12 protein-coding genes are annotated in these 17,314 nt (G+C 62.0%); 7 read left to right on the top strand and 5 right to left on the bottom strand.

Annotated elements, in window-relative coordinates; genetic code table 11:
- Window positions 1-125 precede the first annotated feature (125 nt).
- Window positions 126-1,202, bottom strand: coding sequence for a DUF748 domain-containing protein (locus ACVWVP_RS10845; RefSeq protein ID WP_457405739.1), 1,077 nt, complete (start codon window positions 1,200-1,202; stop codon window positions 126-128).
- A 124-nt stretch (window positions 1,203-1,326) separates the two neighbouring features.
- Between ACVWVP_RS10845 and cysK the strand changes: the two genes are divergently transcribed.
- Both cysK and ACVWVP_RS10835 read left to right on the top strand, forming a co-directional pair.
- On the top strand, window positions 1,327-2,301 hold the full coding sequence (gene cysK, locus ACVWVP_RS10840; RefSeq protein ID WP_259173456.1) for a cysteine synthase A: 975 nt from the start codon (window positions 1,327-1,329) through the stop codon (window positions 2,299-2,301).
- A gap of 109 nt (window positions 2,302-2,410) precedes the next feature.
- On the top strand, window positions 2,411-3,349 hold the full coding sequence (locus tag ACVWVP_RS10835; RefSeq protein WP_259173455.1) for an aspartyl/asparaginyl beta-hydroxylase domain-containing protein: 939 nt from the start codon (window positions 2,411-2,413) through the stop codon (window positions 3,347-3,349).
- A 128-nt stretch (window positions 3,350-3,477) separates the two neighbouring features.
- Here ACVWVP_RS10835 and acnA read toward each other — a convergent pair whose 3' ends face one another.
- Complete coding sequence (acnA, locus tag ACVWVP_RS10830) at window positions 3,478-6,219, bottom strand: aconitate hydratase AcnA (protein ID WP_457405737.1); 2,742 nt, start codon at window positions 6,217-6,219, stop codon at window positions 3,478-3,480.
- A 196-nt stretch (window positions 6,220-6,415) separates the two neighbouring features.
- Here acnA and rlmM point away from each other — a divergent pair, with 196 nt between their 5' ends.
- Together rlmM and tusA are read left to right on the top strand one after the other, a co-directional pair.
- The gene (rlmM, locus tag ACVWVP_RS10825; protein WP_457405734.1) at window positions 6,416-7,492 is read left to right on the top strand and encodes a 23S rRNA (cytidine(2498)-2'-O)-methyltransferase RlmM; all 1,077 of its coding nucleotides are present in this window, start codon (window positions 6,416-6,418) and stop codon (window positions 7,490-7,492) included.
- A gap of 124 nt (window positions 7,493-7,616) precedes the next feature.
- A complete protein-coding gene (gene tusA, locus ACVWVP_RS10820) occupies window positions 7,617-7,862 on the top strand; it encodes a sulfurtransferase TusA (protein WP_218647059.1) in 246 nt (81 codons plus the stop codon).
- Between the two features lie 97 nt (window positions 7,863-7,959).
- Here the strand turns inward: tusA and ACVWVP_RS10815 are convergent, their stop codons facing one another.
- A complete protein-coding gene (locus tag ACVWVP_RS10815; protein ID WP_259173453.1) occupies window positions 7,960-9,354 on the bottom strand; it encodes an MATE family efflux transporter in 1,395 nt (464 codons plus the stop codon).
- Window positions 9,355-9,640: 286 nt separating this feature from the next.
- Between ACVWVP_RS10815 and pdxB the strand changes: the two genes are divergently transcribed.
- Window positions 9,641-10,783 (top strand): 4-phosphoerythronate dehydrogenase PdxB, encoded by a 1,143-nt coding sequence (pdxB, locus tag ACVWVP_RS10810; protein WP_259173451.1) that lies wholly within the window; start codon window positions 9,641-9,643, stop codon window positions 10,781-10,783.
- A gap of 139 nt (window positions 10,784-10,922) precedes the next feature.
- Here the strand turns inward: pdxB and ACVWVP_RS10805 are convergent, their stop codons facing one another.
- Entirely contained in the window at window positions 10,923-11,096 is a 174-nt protein-coding gene (locus ACVWVP_RS10805; protein ID WP_053136589.1) for a PA1571 family protein, read from the bottom strand.
- A gap of 236 nt (window positions 11,097-11,332) precedes the next feature.
- Here ACVWVP_RS10805 and ACVWVP_RS10800 point away from each other — a divergent pair, with 236 nt between their 5' ends.
- Window positions 11,333-13,117, top strand: coding sequence for an ABC transporter transmembrane domain-containing protein (locus tag ACVWVP_RS10800; protein WP_259173449.1), 1,785 nt, complete (start codon window positions 11,333-11,335; stop codon window positions 13,115-13,117).
- Window positions 13,118-13,180: 63 nt separating this feature from the next.
- On the opposite strand, the gene ACVWVP_RS10795 is transcribed toward ACVWVP_RS10800, so the two are convergent.
- Window positions 13,181-15,109, bottom strand: a complete 1,929-nt coding sequence (locus ACVWVP_RS10795) for a transglycosylase SLT domain-containing protein (protein ID WP_457405729.1) — start codon at window positions 15,107-15,109, stop codon at window positions 13,181-13,183.
- A gap of 213 nt (window positions 15,110-15,322) precedes the next feature.
- Here ACVWVP_RS10795 and ACVWVP_RS10790 point away from each other — a divergent pair, with 213 nt between their 5' ends.
- Complete coding sequence (locus tag ACVWVP_RS10790; protein ID WP_178921514.1) at window positions 15,323-17,245, top strand: ATP-binding cassette domain-containing protein; 1,923 nt, start codon at window positions 15,323-15,325, stop codon at window positions 17,243-17,245.
- The last annotated feature ends 69 nt before the right edge of the window (window positions 17,246-17,314 follow it).

The raw sequence follows: 17,314 nt of genomic DNA, 5'->3' as shown, positions 1-17,314 counted from the left end.
TATTGTAGTGAGCGGGCTTGCCCCGCGCGGCGTCGCTCCAAACGCCCGGTTTCGCCAGCGAATGAGCGGTGTTTGGTCTGGCGTGGCGCGGGGCAAGCCCGCTCACTACAAATAATAGGGATGTCTTAGTCGGTGCTGGGCTTGGGCTGTTCGTAGCGTGCATTGAAGGCCTGGATAAAACCGTTACGCAAAATCGCCAAAAATGCAGAGAACGCGCTGACATTTTGCTGATGCACGTTGCCGCTGAGCTCCACGCGGGTGGCGAATTGGTTTTTGCTCTGGTTTTTCAGCACGGTTTCACTGGCGCCCACCACCGCCTCCCAGATCGAGCGGAAGATGTTCTTGTCTTTGTTTTCCACGTCCTGCTGCCAGTCGAACACTTCCACGTCGCGCAACAGCGGCTTGATATAGCCGGTCAGTTGGCCTTTTTCGGCCTGGGCTTCGATCACCACATCGCCGGTACCGGCCTTGAAGTCGAACTTGCCGTAGGCCGAGGCGAAGTCGTTCATGCGCTTGAGCTGCAGGTCCTTGGCGCGAAAGCGGAACTCGAAGTTTTCGAAATTGCTCAGCGGGTCAAAGGTGGCCGTGGCTTCCAGGGGCGCCTGGCCTTGCAGCAGGGCCTTGCCTTCGAAGCGGGCGTCGCGCTTACCTTTGACGTCGACCACGTTGGTCAGGTTATAGAAGCTGGCGTTAACCGCCGTGGCGTTGATGTTGACCGGTGGCTTGGAGCTGAAGTTACGAAAGGCGATCTTGCCGTCTTCGATGCGCACTTCGTCGAGGGTGACCGGCAGCAGCTTGCCCAGTTGCGCCCGCCAGTCGGTGCCCTTACCGGTCTGGGACGCCTGCTTGTTGGCGCCGCCATCGACGAAGTTCACCTCGGGGTTGATAAAACGCACCTTGGCGACCACCGCATGGTCATTGATCAGCGACGGCCAGCTCACCGCCAGGTCGATCAACGGCGCCTTGACGAACGGCACCGGTACTTTGCCATCGACCTTGGTAATCTCCAGGCCATTGATCTTGTACGCGCCGCGCCACAGCGCCAGGTCCACGTCGGCCACGCGGCCACGGTAGTCGCCCATGTCGGCAAGCTTGTCATTCAAGTAGTTGCGCACCAGATAGGGCAGGGCGAGGTCCAGGGCGACCAGCACCACCACCAGCCCGGCGACGGTCCATAGCGGCCAGCTGTAGCGACGTTTCATCGGATGTTCTCCATGCAGGTAGGCGATGGACTGCCGGGAGGTGCGCAACGTTCCTCTGACTGGACGCGTTGCAGCACGAGGCATACCCTTGGGGCCTTCCTGAAACCGCCCAATAGGATCCGTCATGAGCCGCATCTTTGCAGACAACGCGCACTCCATCGGTAACACGCCCCTGGTGCAGATCAACCGGATCGCCCCGCGTGGCGTGACCATCCTGGCCAAGATCGAAGGACGCAACCCAGGCTACTCGGTGAAGTGCCGCATTGGCGCCAACATGATCTGGGACGCGGAAAGCACCGGCAAACTCAAGCCCGGCATGACCATTGTAGAACCGACCTCGGGCAACACCGGGATTGGCCTGGCGTTTGTCGCTGCCGCCCGTGGCTACAAATTGCTGCTGACCATGCCGGCGTCCATGAGCATCGAACGGCGCAAAGTGCTCAAGGCCCTGGGCGCCGAGCTGGTGCTGACCGAGCCGGCCAAGGGCATGCCCGGTGCCATCGCCAAAGCCGCAGAAATTGTTGCCAGCGACCCGGCCACCTATTTTATGCCGGGCCAATTCGAAAACCCGGCCAACCCGGCGATCCACGAGAAAACCACTGGTCCGGAAATCTGGAACGACACCGACGGCGCGGTCGACGTGCTGGTTGCCGGTGTGGGCACGGGCGGCACCATCACTGGCGTGTCGCGTTATATCAAGCACATTGCGGGCAAGCCGATTCTCTCGGTGGCGGTCGAGCCGATCGTGTCGCCGGTGATCACCCAGGCGCTGGCCGGTGAAGAGATCAAGCCCAGCCCCCACAAGATCCAGGGCATCGGCGCCGGTTTCGTGCCAAAAAACCTGGATCTGTCGATGGTCGACCGCGTGGAGTTGGTCACCGATGACGAGTCCAAGGCCATGGCCCTGCGCTTGATGCAGGAGGAGGGGATCCTGTGCGGTATCTCCTGCGGCGCGGCGATGGCCGTGGCGGTGCGCCTGGCCGAGAAGCCGGAAATGCAGGGCAAGACCATCGTGGTGGTGCTGCCGGACTCCGGCGAGCGCTACCTGTCGAGCATGCTGTTCAGCGATTTGTTTACCGATCAAGAAAACCAGGCTTGATGTATGTCAGCGCCAATACCTTAGGCCTTCTGCATACTGGCCCAACTGTTTATCATGGCCGGCTGCTACGTCTGCTGTTGGCCAGGCGCTTATTTTCAGGAGTTGCTGCATGACCTTTTCTTTGGCCGCCAAGCTGTCAGTGCTGGCGTTGTTTATCGGCAGCACGTTGTACGTGCACCTGCGCGGCAAGGCGCGTTTGCCGATGTTGCGCCAGTTCGTCAACCATTCGGCGCTGTTCGCCCCGTATAACGCCTTGATGTACCTGTTTTCGGCCGTGCCGTCCAAGCCCTACCTGGACCGCAGCAAGTTCCCGGAACTGGATGTGCTCAAGGACAACTGGGAAGTGATCCGCGAAGAGGCCATGCACCTGTTCGACGAGGGTTACATCCGCGCGGCCGAGAAGAACAACGACGCCGGTTTCGGTTCCTTCTTCAAGAAGGGCTGGAAGCGCTTCTACCTCAAGTGGTACGACAAACCCCTGCCCTCGGCCGAGGCGCTGTGCCCGAAAACCGTGGCGTTGGTCAGCAGCATTCCCAACGTGAAAGGCGCGATGTTCGCGCTGTTGCCGGGTGGCAGCCACCTCAACCCGCACCGTGACCCGTTCGCCGGTTCCCTGCGGTATCACCTGGGGCTGTCCACGCCAAACTCCGACGACTGCCGCATCTTCGTTGATGGCCAGGTCTACGCCTGGCGCGACGGTGAAGACGTGATGTTCGACGAAACCTACGTGCACTGGGTGAAAAACGAAACCGAACAGACCCGTGTGATCCTGTTCTGCGACATCGAACGCCCCCTGAGCAACCGCCTGATGACCCGCGTCAACCGTTGGGTCAGCCAGCAACTGGGCCGCGCCACCGCGCCGCAGAACCTGGACGACGAACGTGTCGGCGGGATCAACCAGGCCTATGCCTGGAGCAAGACCTTCAGCGACAAGTTCAGTGGTGGGGTCAAGCAGTGGAAGCGCAAACACCCCAAGGCCTACCGCATTGCGCGGCCGGTGCTGGCGGTGGTGGTGCTGGTGCTGCTGTGGAAGTGGCTGTTCGGCTAATTTGAAACACAATCAAAAAATGTGGGAGCGGGCTTGCTCGCGAAAGCGGAGTGTCAGTTGATACATACTTGACTGGTCCACCGCATTCGCGAGCAAGCCCGCTCCCACATTTGGTTTTGCAGTGTTGCTTAGGAGGCGATTAGCTGGCGCAACACATAGTGCAAGATCCCGCCCGACTTGAAGTACTCCACTTCATTGAGCGTATCGATCCGGCACAAGACCTCGACCTTCTCGCGGCTGCCATCCTCCCGCGTAATCACCAGCGTCAGGTTCATCCGCGGCGCGATCTCCACGTCGGTCAGCCCAAGGATGTCGATCTTCTCCTTGCCCGTCAGCTTGAGCGTTTTGCGGTTCTGATCCAGCTTGAACTGCAACGGCAACACGCCCATGCCCACCAGGTTGGAGCGGTGAATCCGCTCGAAGCTCTCGGCGATCACCGCCTTGACCCCGAGCAGGTTGGTGCCCTTGGCCGCCCAGTCACGGCTGGAACCGGTGCCGTACTCTTGCCCTGCAACCACCACCAGCGGCGTGCCCGAGGCCTGGTATTTCATTGAGGCATCGTAGATCGCCATCTTCTCGCCGGTCGGGATGTACAGCGTATTGCCGCCTTCCTCACCGCCGAGCATTTCGTTGCGGATACGGATGTTGGCAAAGGTGCCGCGCATCATCACTTCATGGTTGCCCCGGCGTGAGCCGTAGGAGTTGAAGTCACGCGGTTCCACGCCTTGCTCACGCAGGTAGCGCCCGGCCGGGCTGTCGGTCTTGATGTTGCCGGCGGGGGAGATATGGTCGGTGGTCACTGAGTCCCCCAGCAGGGCCAGTACATTGGCACCTTTGACGTCTTTGATTTCCGGCAGCGGCCCGGCAATGTCATCAAAGAACGGCGGATGCTGGATGTAGGTGGAATCCTTCTGCCACACGTAAGTCGCCGCCTGCGGCACTTCAATGGCCTGCCACTGCTCGTCACCAGCAAACACCTCGGCGTATTCCTTGTGGAACATGCCGGTGCTGACCTGGGCCACGGCGTCGGCAATTTCCTTACTGCTTGGCCAGATGTCCTTGAGGTACACCGGCTTGCCGTCCTTGCCTTCGCCCAGCGGTTCGCTGCTGATATCGATACGCACCGTACCGGCCAGCGCATAAGCGACCACCAGCGGTGGCGAAGCCAGCCAGTTGGTTTTCACCAGCGGGTGCACGCGGCCTTCGAAGTTGCGGTTGCCGGAGAGTACCGAGGCCACCGCGAGGTCGGCCTTCTGAATGGCTTTTTCAATCGGTTCGGGCAACGGCCCGGAGTTGCCGATGCAGGTGGTGCAGCCATAGCCCACCAGGTCGAAACCGAGTTGATCGAGGTAGGGGGTCAGGCCTGCGGCCTTGTAGTAGTCGGTGACCACTTTGGAGCCGGGCGCCAACGAGGTTTTCACCCACGGCTTGCGGGTCAGGCCTTTTTCCACGGCCTTCTTCGCCACCAGCCCGGCCGCCATCATCACGCTGGGGTTCGACGTGTTGGTGCACGAGGTGATCGCCGCGATCACCACCGCGCCGTTTTTCAGGCGATAGGTGTGGCCGTCGTATTCATAGTCGGTTTCGCCCACCAGGTCGGCATTGCCCACGGCAACACCGCCACCGCCTTCACTTTCCAGGCGGCCTTCTTCCTTGCTGGCGGGTTTGAATTGCAGGTCGAGAAAGTCACTGAACGCCTGGCCCACATTCGGCAGCGCCACGCGGTCTTGCGGGCGCTTCGGCCCGGCCAGGCTGGCTTCGACGCTGCCCATGTCCAGGGCCAGGCTGTCGGTGAACACCGGTTCCTGGCCCGCGTTGCGCCACAGGCCCTGGGCCTTGGTGTAGGCCTCTACCAGCTGGACGGTTTCGGCAGGGCGGCCGGACAAGCGCAAGTAGTCCAGCGTCACTTCATCCACCGGGAAAAAGCCGCAGGTGGCGCCATATTCCGGGGCCATGTTGGCGATGGTGGCGCGGTCGGCCAACGGCAAATCGGCTAGGCCGTCGCCATAGAACTCGACGAATTTACCCACCACGCCTTTCTTGCGCAGCATCTGGGTGACGGTCAGCACCAGGTCGGTGGCGGTGATGCCTTCTTTCAGTTTGCCGGTGAGCTTGAAGCCGATCACTTCCGGGATCAGCATCGACACCGGCTGGCCGAGCATGGCCGCTTCCGCTTCGATACCGCCCACGCCCCAGCCCAGCACGCCCAGGCCGTTGATCATGGTGGTGTGGGAGTCGGTGCCTACCAAGGTGTCGGGGAAGGCGTAGGTGCGACCGTCTTCGTCCTTGGTCCACACGGTGCGGCCCAGGTATTCGAGGTTGACCTGGTGGCAGATGCCGGTGCCCGGTGGCACTACGCTGAAGTTGTCGAAGGCGCTCTGGCCCCAGCGCAGGAAGGCGTAGCGTTCGCCGTTGCGCTGCATCTCGATGTCGACGTTCTGCTCGAAGGCGCTGGTACTGCCGAACTTGTCGACCATCACCGAGTGGTCGATCACCAGGTCCACGGGTGACAGCGGGTTGATGCGCTGCGGGTCGCCCCCGGCCTTGGCCACGGCGGCACGCATGGCGGCCAGGTCGACCACGGCGGGCACGCCAGTAAAGTCTTGCATCAGCACGCGGGCAGGGCGGTATTGGATCTCGCGGTCGGACTGGCGCTCTTTGAGCCAGGCGGCGATGGCCTTGAGGTCGGCGCCGGTGACGGTTTTGTTGTCTTCCCAGCGCAGCAGGTTTTCCAGCAGCACCTTGAGGGACATCGGCAGCTTGTCCAGGTCACCCAGGCTCTTTGCGGCTTCGGGCAGGCTGAAGTAGTGGTAGGTTTTACTGTCTATTTGCAGGGTCTTAAGGGTTCTCAGGCTATCAAGCGATGACATGACACGACTCCTTATGGTCCGCACGGCTACGGACCTGACGGGACGAACAGAGCTATCAACTTAGCCCTGTTTTCATTAGCAGGCTAATAACTGGACTCTATCGTTGAGTCCAAGGTTCCGAAGTCCGTTATCATGCGCGGGTTTTCATGACAGGCATTGCGACAGCGCAAGGTCGGTTGATTCACTTGGAGAGTTGATGAACACCCTTTTTATGCACTGCCGCCCGGGTTTTGAAGGCGAAGTCTGTTCCGAAATCGCGGAGCACGCCGCGCGCCTGAACGTTTCCGGCTACGCCAAGGCCAAGACCGGCAGCGCCTGCGCCGAATTCGTCTGCACCGAAGAAGACGGCGCCCAGCGCCTGATGCACGGCCAGCGTTTTGCCGAGCTGATCTTTCCACGGCAATGGGCGCGCGGGGTGTTCATCGACCTGCCGGAAACCGACCGCATCAGCGTGATTCTTGCCCACCTGCGCGAATTCCCGGTGTGCGGCAGCCTGTGGCTGGAAATGGTCGACACCAACGACGGCAAAGAGCTGTCGAACTTCTGCAAGAAGTTCGAAGTGCACCTGCGCAAAGCCCTGCTCAACGCCGGCAAGCTGGTGGACGACCCGAGCAAGCCACGCCTGCTGCTGACCTTCAAGAGCGGCCGCGAAGTGTTCATGGGCCTGGCCGAGTCGAACAACTCGGCGATGTGGCCGATGGGCATCCCGCGCCTCAAATTCCCCCGTGAAGCGCCGAGCCGCTCGACCCTCAAGCTGGAAGAGGCCTGGCACCACTTCATCCCTCGCGACCAATGGGATGAGCGCTTGCACGGCGACATGACCGGCGTCGACCTCGGCGCCGCGCCGGGCGGTTGGACCTGGCAGCTGGTCAATCGCGGCATGCTGGTGACCGCCATCGACAACGGCCCCATGGCCGAAAGCCTGATGGACACCGGCCTGGTGCAGCACCTGATGGCCGACGGCTTCACCTTCGTGCCCAAGCAGCCAGTGGACTGGATGGTCTGCGATATCGTAGAGAAGCCGGCCCGTAACGCCGCGCTGCTGGAAACCTGGATCGGGGAAGGGCATTGCCGCGAAGCCGTGGTGAACCTGAAATTGCCGATGAAGCAGCGTTATGCCGAAGTGAAGCGCTTGTTGGAACGCATCGAAGAAGGCTTCAAGGCCCGCGGCATTCGTGTGGAGATTGGCTGCAAGCAGCTGTACCACGACCGTGAGGAAGTGACCTGCCATCTGCGTCGGCTTGAAAGTGCGAAGAACCCCAAAAAGCACTGATATCAAATGTGGGAGCGGGCTTGCCCGCGATAGCGGTATATAACAGTCGAAATTTATGTTGAATGTGCCCCTATCGCGGGCAAGCCCGCTCCCACAGAAGAGCGGGACTGTTTCAGGAGTGACTATGAGTATTGACCTACCCGTCGACGCCACCCTCGACGCCACCGGCCTCAACTGTCCGGAACCGGTGATGATGCTGCACCAGCACATCCGTGACCTGCCGCCAGGCGGCTTGCTCAAGGTGATCGCCACCGACCCGTCGACCCGCCGCGATATTCCCAAGTTTTGCGTGTTCCTGGACCACGAGCTGGTGGATCAGCAGGAGCAGGCGGGTACGTACCTGTACTGGATTCGCAAGAAGCTCGCCTGAACCTTGTAGGAGCCCGGCTTGCCGGCGATGGCGATTTCAAAGACGCCATCGCCGGCAAGCCGGGCTCCTACAGGGAGCGATAAGCGCTGATGAGGCGTCAGGCGTGCGCTGGCTCCAGGCGAATCCGCCGACGCGCGCTGCGTGCCAGGCGAATCACCAGCATCGCCGCTGCGCAACTCAGGCCCACGATCAACCCCTGCCACAGGCCGCTCGGCCCGCTGGCGGCGCCCAGCCAATCGGTCAGGCCCAGGGCGTAACCCACCGGCAATCCCACGCCCCAGTACGCGAACAGCGTCAGCACCATGGTCACCCGTGTGTCCTGGTAGCCCCGCAGGGCGCCGGCAGCGGTCACCTGGATCGCGTCAGAGAACTGGAACAGCGCCGCAAACACAATCAGCATCGACGCCACGTGGATCACCAGCGGGTCCGGGGTGTAGATCGCCGCGATCTGCTCGCGAAACAGCAGCATCAGGCTGCAGGACAGGCAGGCGTAGGTGAGCGCCGTGCCCATGCCGACCCCGGCTGCGAAGCGCGCTTGGCGCGGTTCGCCACGCCCGAGTGCCTGCCCTACGCGCACCGTGACGGCCATGCTCAGGGAGTAGGGGATCATGAACACCAGCGAGCTGAAGTTCAGTGCGATCTGGTGCCCGGCCACCACGTTGGCGCCCAGGCTGCCGATCAACAGTGCGATGACCGCAAAGATGCTCGACTCGGCAAAGACCGCAATGCCGATGGGCAGGCCAATGCTCAGCACGCGCTTGATCACTGCCCATTGCGGCCAGTCGAAACGCTTGAACAGTTCACTGCTCTGGTAGGCCGGGGCCCAGCGGGTCCAGGCGGCCAGGCCGAGCATCATCACCCACATCACAATCGCCGTGGCCCAGCCACAGCCCACGCCACCCATGGCTGGCACGCCGAAGTGGCCGTAGATGAACACGTAGTTGAGCGGGATGTTCAGCGCCAACCCGCACAGGCCCATGACCATGCTTGGTCGCGTGCGGCCCAGGCCATCGCTGAAGCAGCGCAACACGTAATACAGGGCGATGGCCGGCATGCCGGACGCGATGCCATGCAGGTAAGCCATGCACGGCTTTATCAGCTCGGGGTCGACGTTCATGGCGTGCAGGATCGGTTCGGCGCTGATCAGCATCAACAACGCGGTCACCCCCACGACCAACGCCAGCCACAAGGATTGGCGCACCAACGGCCCGATCTCGTTGAACGTGCCCGCGCCGAAGCGCTGGGCGACCTTGGGCGTGGTGGCCAGCAAGGTGCCGGTCATCAGCAGGTAGACCGGAATCCAGATCGAGTTGCCCAGGGCCACCGCCGCCAGGTCACGCGGGCTCACGCGCCCGGCCATCACCGCATCCACAAAACCCATGGCCGTGGTCGCCAGTTGGCCGATCATGATGGGCAGGGCCAGGGTCAGCAGGCTGCGTACCTCGCGGCTGACGCGGGCGGGGCGGGAGAGGGCGGTGGTGGCGATGTTCACGTACAGATGTCCGGTCAATAGAAGCGCAAGGACCGCGAAGTCTACGCTTTGACGCACCGGTCAGGAAAAAACCTGTGTTAGGGATTTGTAAGCAAGCCTCCGTGCACCACTATCCCCTGTGGGAGCGGGCTTGCTCGCGAAGGCGGAGTGTCAGTTAAAGACATGTTGGCTGATACACCGCCTTCGCGAGCAAGCCCGCTCCCACACAAAGCTTCATGCGCCTGGCATCTGCGGTGTTACGCAGGTCGCATCCCTGTACACTGCGAGTCCGCGAAAGGAGCCTGCCATGTTGATTGTTGCCGACGAAAATATCCCGCTGCTCGATGCATTCTTCGAAGGGTTTGGCGAGATTCGCCGAGTGCCCGGCCGGTCCATCGACCGCGCCACGGTCGAGCAGGCCGACGTGCTGCTGGTGCGCTCGGTGACCAACGTCAACCGCGCCTTGCTGGACGGGACCCGCGTGCGTTTTGTCGGCACCTGCACCATCGGCACCGATCACCTGGACCTCGACTACTTCCAACAGGCTGGCATCCAGTGGTCCAGCGCCCCCGGCTGCAACGCGCGGGGCGTGGTGGACTATGTGCTGGGCAGCTTGCAGACCCTGGCAGAAATCGAGGGGGCCGACCTCAACACACGGACTTACGGGGTGGTCGGTGCCGGTGAAGTCGGCGGGCGTCTGGTCAAGGTGCTCAAGGGCCTGGGCTGGAACGTGCTCGTGTGTGACCCGCCGCGCCAGATCGCCGAAGACGGCGATTATGTGAGCCTGCAGCAGATCATCGAACAGTGCGACGTGATCAGCCTGCACACGCCTCTGACCAAGTCCGGCAACGGCTCCACCTGGCACCTGTTCGACCGCCAGCGCCTCAACGCACTCAAGCCCGGCACCTGGCTGATCAATGCCAGCCGGGGCCCGGTGGTGGATAACGCCGCCCTGCGAGAGGTGTTGCTGGAGCGCGAGGACCTGCAAGCGGTGCTGGACGTGTGGGAAGGCGAGCCTGAAGTGGACGTCGACCTGGCTGACCTGTGTGTGCTGGCCACGCCGCACATCGCCGGTTACAGCCTGGACGGCAAACAGCGCGGCACTGCACAGATTTATCAGGCGTTCTGTGCGCACCTGGGCCAGGAACCCAGCCTCCAACTGAGCGACTTGCTGCCGCCACCTTGGCTGGCCGAAGTGCACTTGAATGCCGCCACCGACCCAGCCTGGGCATTGGCCACCTTGTGCCGCAGCGTGTACGACCCGCGCCGGGATGATGCGGATTTCCGCCGCAGCCTTGTGGGTACCGTGGAAGAACAGCGCAAGGCGTTTGACCTGCTGCGCAAGCACTATCCGGAGCGCCGCGAGATCGACGGCTTGAAGGTGCGCATCAATGGGGAGTCCGCTGTGCTGTCGTCGATCGTCTCTGCCCTGGGCGCTGAATTGCTCTGACCAGCACGTAATGCGCTCACTGTAGGAGCCGGCTTGCCGGCGATGGCGTGCTTACGGTTGCCATCGCCGACAAGCCTGCTCCTACAGGGGGCATAAAAAAACCGGCCACCAGGGCCGGTCTTGAAAGAGCTTGGGCACGTTAGCCTTGCTGGGCAGGCTTGACCAGTCGCTGTTCCAGCTCGCGGCATGCTTGCTGGATCATCTCTTCGGTAATCTGCACTTCCCGGCCTTGGGCGTCGATCACGGAGCAAGGCAACTGCTGCGGCTGGCGGATCACTTCAATCTTGGCATCGCTGCTATTTTGCAAGGTCATGGCCTGTCTCCTCATCAGGTTGTGTACCTACCTTAAAACCCCCGCGTGACCGAGCTGTTACAACTCCATACACAATCAGCGGTTCGAACACCCAGTCCACCAGAAACCGATACAAATTTCCAGACGGGCATTAGACCGATAGCCTCTAGGGGTCAGCATCGGCGGGCATAATTAACCTGACTCATTGTTATTTACTCAAGTTCCCCCAATGTAGGCTTACAGGTTCCTCATTGGTGATGCCCTCCATGTTCTCAGTCCGTCAACGTCGTGCGATTCGCCTGGCCAGCCGCTTCATTGCACCCTACCGCTGGCACGCCCTCGGTGCCCTGTTGGCGCTCATCGTGACGGCGGGTATTACCTTGTCCATGGGGCAGGGTATCCGTTTGTTGGTGGACCAGGGGTTCATGACCCAGTCGCCGCATTTGCTCAACCAGTCCATCGGGCTGTTCATGATCCTGGTGTTCGGCCTGGCCGTGGGCACGTTTGCGCGGTTCTATCTGGTGTCGTGGATCGGCGAGCGGGTGGTGGCGGATATCCGGCGGCAGGTGTTCAACCATCTCATCTACCTGCACCCGGGTTTCTATGAGAACAACCGCAGCTCGGAGATCCAGTCGCGATTGACCACCGACACCACCTTGCTGCAGTCGGTGATCGGGTCGTCGCTGTCGTTGTTCCTGCGCAATGGCTTGATGGTGCTGGGGGGCATCGTGCTGCTGTTCGTCACCAACCCCAAGCTCACCAGCATTGTGGTGGTGGCGCTGCCGCTGGTGCTGGCGCCGATCCTGATCTTCGGCCGTCGTGTGCGCAGCCTGTCACGCCTGAGCCAGGACCGTATCGCCGATGTAGGCAGCTATGTGTCCGAGACCCTTGGCCAGATCAAGACCGTGCAGGCCTACAACCATCAGGTGCAGGACGAGCAACGTTTCGCCGTGACGGTGGAAGATGCGTTCAGCACCGCGCGCCAGCGCATCTTCCAGCGCGCCTGGTTGATCACCCTGGTGATCATGCTGGTGCTGGGGGCTGTGGGCGTGATGCTGTGGGTGGGCGGCATGGATGTCATCGGTGGGCGCATTTCTGCTGGCGAACTGGCCGCGTTCGTGTTCTACAGCTTGATCGTGGGGGCCTCCGTGGGCACTTTGAGTGAAGTACTCGGCGAGTTGCAGCGCGCAGCAGGCGCCGCGGAGCGAATCGGCGAGCTGTTGCAATCGAGCAACGAGATCACAGCCCCCGCCACCGGTACCGTGCCGCTGCCGGAGCGCGTCAGCGGCCGTATGGAACTGCAGGACCTGCGCTTTTCCTACCCGTCACGGCCGGACAGCTACGCGATCGACGGCTTGAACCTGACCATCAACCCAGGCGAAACCCTGGCGCTGGTAGGGCCGTCCGGGGCGGGTAAATCGACGATCTTCGACCTGCTGCTGCGTTTCTACGACCCCCAGCAGGGCCGTATCTTGCTGGAAGGCCAGCCGTTGACCGAGCTTGATCCGATGGACCTGCGCCGCCACTTTGCCCTGGTGTCCCAGAGCCCGGCGCTGTTCTATGGCAGCGTCGAGGAGAACATCCGCTACGGCAACCCGACGGCCACCCTGGAACAGGTGCAGGCAGCGGCGCGCATCGCCCACGCCCATGATTTCATCCTGCAAATGCCCGACGGCTACCAGACCCATCTGGGCGATGGCGGCATGGGCCTGTCCGGTGGTCAGCGCCAACGCCTGGCCATCGCCCGTGCGTTGCTGGTGGATGCGCCGATCCTGCTGCTGGATGAGGCGACCAGCGCTTTGGACGCTCAGAGTGAACACCTGATCCAGCAAGCGTTGCCGCAACTGATGCAAGGGCGCACCACGTTGGTGATTGCCCATCGCCTGGCGACAGTGAAGCACGCCGACCGGATTGCAGTGATGGACCAGGGCAAGCTGGTGGCGGTGGGCACGCATCAGCAGTTGATTGCGAGCAACCCGTTGTATGCGCGGTTGGCGGCGTTGCAGTTCAGTGATGGAGTGGAAGAACACATCTCTCACTGATTGATCACCCATAAAAAATGCCCGCATCGTTCAATGCGGGCATTTTTGTGTCTGGGCTACGCCTTACTGATCGTCAAAATACCGCTCATGCCAATCCACCAACGGCTGCGGCGAATTGAGCTTCTGCCCGTAGATCACCGAATAAGACAGCACGTTCTGCACGTATTGGCGGGTTTCGTCGAACGGAATGCTCTCCACCCATACGTCGAAACTCAGGTGGTCGGCACCGCGCAGCCATTGGCGCACGCGGCCGGGGCCGGCGTTGTAGGCGGCGGAGGCGAGCACGCGGTTGCCGTTGAACTGGCTGTGCACCTGGCTGAGGTAGGCGGCGCCGAGCTGGATGTTCTTGTCCGGGTCGAGTACCTGAGCCGGGGAGGCCAGGGGGATGCTGAACTTGCGTGCGGTTTCCTTGGCGGTGCCGGGCATCAGTTGCATCAGGCCGCTGGCGCCTACGCCGGAGCGGGCGTCGTCCATGAAGGCGCTTTCCTGGCGCGTGATGGCAAATACCCAGCTGGAATGCAGGCCACGCACCTTGGCTTCACGCACCAGGGTGTCGCGGTGGGCCATCGGGAAACGGATGTCCAGGTCATCCCAGTACTGCGCCTGGCTGATGGTACGGATCGCCGGGAAGTACCACTTCATGTCGTAGGCCAGCTTGGCCTGGGCGACCATCTCATCGCGGTTGAAATGACGGCTGACGTGGTACCACTCGCGGCGGCCATCCACTACTTGGCCACGGGCGTAGAACTCCAGGGCGCGGCGCACGCCAGGAGTGTTGCGCACCTTATTCATCAGGGCCTGGCTCATGACCAGCGGCTTGTTGGTCAGCTGGTACGGCGATTTGGAGCGGTCGGCGGCGAGGAAGCCATAGAAGTCCCGTTCCTTGGCCACGTTTTTGTACAGCACCAGGGCTTGTGGGTTTTTCGGTTCGGCCAGTTCCAGGCTACGGGCCTGCCAGTAGCGCCAGCGGTTGGTGGTGGCCAGGTCCTGTGGGAGCTTGCGGGTCAACTGGTAGGCATCTTCCCAACGGGCCAGGCGCAAGAGCAGGCGCAGGCGCCATTCGGACACGGTGTTGTCACGCAGTTCCGGGTCGTACTGGGTCATCACGTCCAAGGCGCGGGGGTCATAGCGACGGGCCAGGGTCAGGCCGATTTCCCGGGCGATCGACACTTTTTCGTCACGGGAGAAGTGCATGCTGCTGGCGTAGCCGTCGAGCAGGGCCATGGCCTTGTCCGGGTCCTGGCGCGCCAGGCGGCGCAGGCCCAGGCCCACGGCGTCGGACATGGCCTCGTTGGCCGGCAGGAAACGCGACGGGTCGCCGAGCAGGTTGGGATTCTGCGCCACGTCCACCATCAGGCGGCCTTGGGCGCCGAGGGTCGGCAGGGTTTTCACCAGGCTGTTGGCCAGTGCGTAGTTGCGCGCTTCGGCAGCGAGCTTGGCGCGGTCCCAGATTTTCTGTTCGGTGAGCTGGCCATCAGCGGCCCATTGACCGAAGGTGGCGTCGCAGGCGGCCGGTTGGGATTTGCCGGTGAGCCAGAGTTTTTCGGTGTTTTTGTAGCCTTCGGCTTTCAAGTTGTGGGTGAGCTGGTACTGAGCGTGAAGGCAGTCCAGCTCGACGAAATTGAGCTTGGCGTCGTAGTACTTTTCAAAGGTCTTCCAATCGCCACGGTCGGATAACCAACGCAGCCAGCGCAGCTTCATCCAGTTGGCCTGGGGCAGGTCGCCGTTCTTGGCGAGGAATTGTTCGATTTCCTCGTTGCTCGCGGTTTTCAGGCGGGCAGTCAGCTCGTCGTAGGCCAGGTACGGCGTGAGCGGGTAGTCGGCCAAGGCGGCGCTGTATTGCATGTAGGGGCCGCTGTCGCCTTTGGCCAAAGCGCGTTTGGCTTCATCGTAATATTGACGTTGGGTGGTGAGGTCCACGGCCTGGGCGGATTGAACGGCGGTGGCGGAAAGAATCAGACAAGACAAAAAATTGAAAAGGCGACTGCGCATGAGACGTCCGTGCAGAGAAATCACGACTAGCACCGGCACCGCCGACACTGATTGCCCCTAGCTTAGCCTTTTGCCCGACGCGTGCGAAAGCTTTGCCGGCCGGTTCGTTCAGCTTGATGGGAAATGTCCTACAGAACATGTCGCCCATGAAAATGCTGGCCGCATCCCACCCTCAACTCAGGTAGAATGCGCGCCCAGTTTTTGGAGAAGCGTATGACCCTGCTCAAATTCAGCGATGTGTCCCTTGCTTTCGGCGCTATGCCGTTGTTGGACAAGGTGTCCTGGCAGATCGCCCGTGGTGAGCGGGTGTGCATCATCGGCCGCAACGGCACCGGCAAGTCCAGCATGATGAAGCTGGTCAAAGGCGACCAGAAGCCCGATGACGGCTCTGTGTGGCGCGCGCCGGGCCTCAAGATCGGCGAGTTGCCGCAAGAATTGCCGGTGGCCGACGGACGGACCGTGTTCGACGTGGTTGCCGAAGGCCTCGACGGTGTCGGCGCCTTGCTCGCCGAATACCATCACCTGGCGCAGCACTGCGTCACCGAGGAAGACCTGGACAAGCTGATGCACGTCCAGCAGGACCTCGAAGCCCGCGACGGCTGGCGCCTGCAGCAACTGGTGGACAGCACCCTGAGCCGCCTGCAACTGCCGGCCGACAAGACCCTCGCCGAGTTGTCCGGTGGCTGGCGCCGCCGTGTGCTGCTGGCCCAGGCCCTGGTGTCCGAGCCGGACCTGCTGCTGCTCGACGAACCGACCAACCACCTGGACATCGGCGCGATCGCCTGGTTGGAAGAAGCCCTCAAGGACTTCCAGGGCGCCGTGCTGTTCATCACGCACGACCGTTCCTTCCTGCAGAACCTGGCCACGCGCATCCTCGAACTGGATCGCGGCGGCTTGATCGACTGGAACGGCGACTACGCCAGCTTCCTGGTGCACAAAGAGGCCGCGCTGGCCGCTGAAGAAACCGCCAATGCCCTGTTCGACAAGAAACTGGCCCAGGAAGAAGTCTGGATCCGCCAGGGCATCAAGGCCCGTCGCACCCGTAACGAGGGCCGTGTACGTGCCCTGAAAGCCCTGCGGGTTGAGCGCAGCGAGCGCCGCGAGCGTACCGGCAAGGCGAATATCCAGCTGGATACCGCCGAGAAGTCGGGCAAGCAAGTGATGGTGCTGGAAAACGTCAGCTTCCATCACCCGGACGGCCCGTTCCTGATCAAGGACTTCTCCATGGTCCTGCAGCGCGGCGATCGCATTGGCTTGCTGGGCGCCAACGGCACCGGCAAGACCACCTTGCTCAAGCTGATGCTCAGTGGCCTGCAACCGACCAGCGGCAAGGTCGAGGAGGGCACCAAGATCGACGTGGCCTACTTCGACCAGTTGCGCCATCAACTGGACCTGGAAAAGACCGTGATCGACAACGTCGCCGAAGGCCGCGACTTTATCGACATCGACGGCCAGAGCCGCCACGTGCTCAGCTACCTGGGCGACTTCCTGTTCAGTCCGCAGCGTGCACGGACGCCGGTGAAAGCCTTGTCCGGTGGCGAGCGTGCGCGCCTGTTGCTGGCCAAGCTGTTCAGCAAGCCGGCCAACCTGCTGGTCCTCGACGAACCGACCAACGACCTCGACGTGGAAACCCTTGAATTGCTGGAGGAGGTGCTGCTGACCTTCAACGGTACCGTGTTGATGGTGAGCCACGACCGGGCATTCCTCGACAACGTGGTGACCAGCACTCTGGTCTTCGAAGGTGAAGGCAAGGTGCGTGAATACGTGGGCGGTTATCAGGACTGGCTGCGCCAGGGTGGTTCGCCGCGCCTGTTGGGCGTCACCGAAAGCAAATCCGGCAAGGCCGATTTGAACTCGGCAGTGGTGGCTCCGGTGGCTGCTGCGCCGGCTCCGGTTGCAGAAGCCGCGCCGGCTGGCAAGAAAAAGCTCAGCTACAAGCTGCAGCGCGAGCTGGAAGCCTTGCCGGGCGATATCGACGCCAAGGAGCAGCAGATTGCTGCGGTAGAAGCCGAAATGGCTGACGCGGGTTTCTACCTGCGTCCTGCGGCGGAAACTGCCAAGGTGATTGCTTCCCTGGAGACGTTGAACCAGGAGTTGGAAGCGCTGGTGGAGCGTTGGGCTGAGCTGGATGCCTGATTGATTCCAGTGCATTAAAAAAGCCCGGCGTTCATTCGTATGAACGCCGGGCTTTTTATATGAAACGCG

This window comes from Pseudomonas sp. TE24901 (assembly GCF_054058375.1).
This window is presented reverse-complemented; position numbering and strand designations above follow the sequence as displayed.

What these genes read in the sequence shown, in the direction of transcription:
- ACVWVP_RS10800 (WP_259173449.1), top strand. Translation starts at nt 11,333, where the DNA reads ATGCCCTCCATGTTCTCAGTCCGTCAACGTCGTGCGATTCGCCTGGCC.
- ACVWVP_RS10845 (WP_457405739.1), bottom strand. Translation starts at nt 1,202, where the DNA reads ATGAAACGTCGCTACAGCTGGCCGCTATGGACCGTCGCCGGGCTGGTG.
- ACVWVP_RS10835 (WP_259173455.1), top strand. Translation starts at nt 2,411, where the DNA reads ATGACCTTTTCTTTGGCCGCCAAGCTGTCAGTGCTGGCGTTGTTTATC.
- rlmM (WP_457405734.1), top strand. Translation starts at nt 6,416, where the DNA reads ATGAACACCCTTTTTATGCACTGCCGCCCGGGTTTTGAAGGCGAAGTC.
- cysK (WP_259173456.1), top strand. Translation starts at nt 1,327, where the DNA reads ATGAGCCGCATCTTTGCAGACAACGCGCACTCCATCGGTAACACGCCC.
- tusA (WP_218647059.1), top strand. Translation starts at nt 7,617, where the DNA reads ATGAGTATTGACCTACCCGTCGACGCCACCCTCGACGCCACCGGCCTC.
- pdxB (WP_259173451.1), top strand. Translation starts at nt 9,641, where the DNA reads ATGTTGATTGTTGCCGACGAAAATATCCCGCTGCTCGATGCATTCTTC.
- acnA (WP_457405737.1), bottom strand. Translation starts at nt 6,219, where the DNA reads ATGTCATCGCTTGATAGCCTGAGAACCCTTAAGACCCTGCAAATAGAC.
- ACVWVP_RS10790 (WP_178921514.1), top strand. Translation starts at nt 15,323, where the DNA reads ATGACCCTGCTCAAATTCAGCGATGTGTCCCTTGCTTTCGGCGCTATG.
- ACVWVP_RS10805 (WP_053136589.1), bottom strand. Translation starts at nt 11,096, where the DNA reads ATGACCTTGCAAAATAGCAGCGATGCCAAGATTGAAGTGATCCGCCAG.
- ACVWVP_RS10795 (WP_457405729.1), bottom strand. Translation starts at nt 15,109, where the DNA reads ATGCGCAGTCGCCTTTTCAATTTTTTGTCTTGTCTGATTCTTTCCGCC.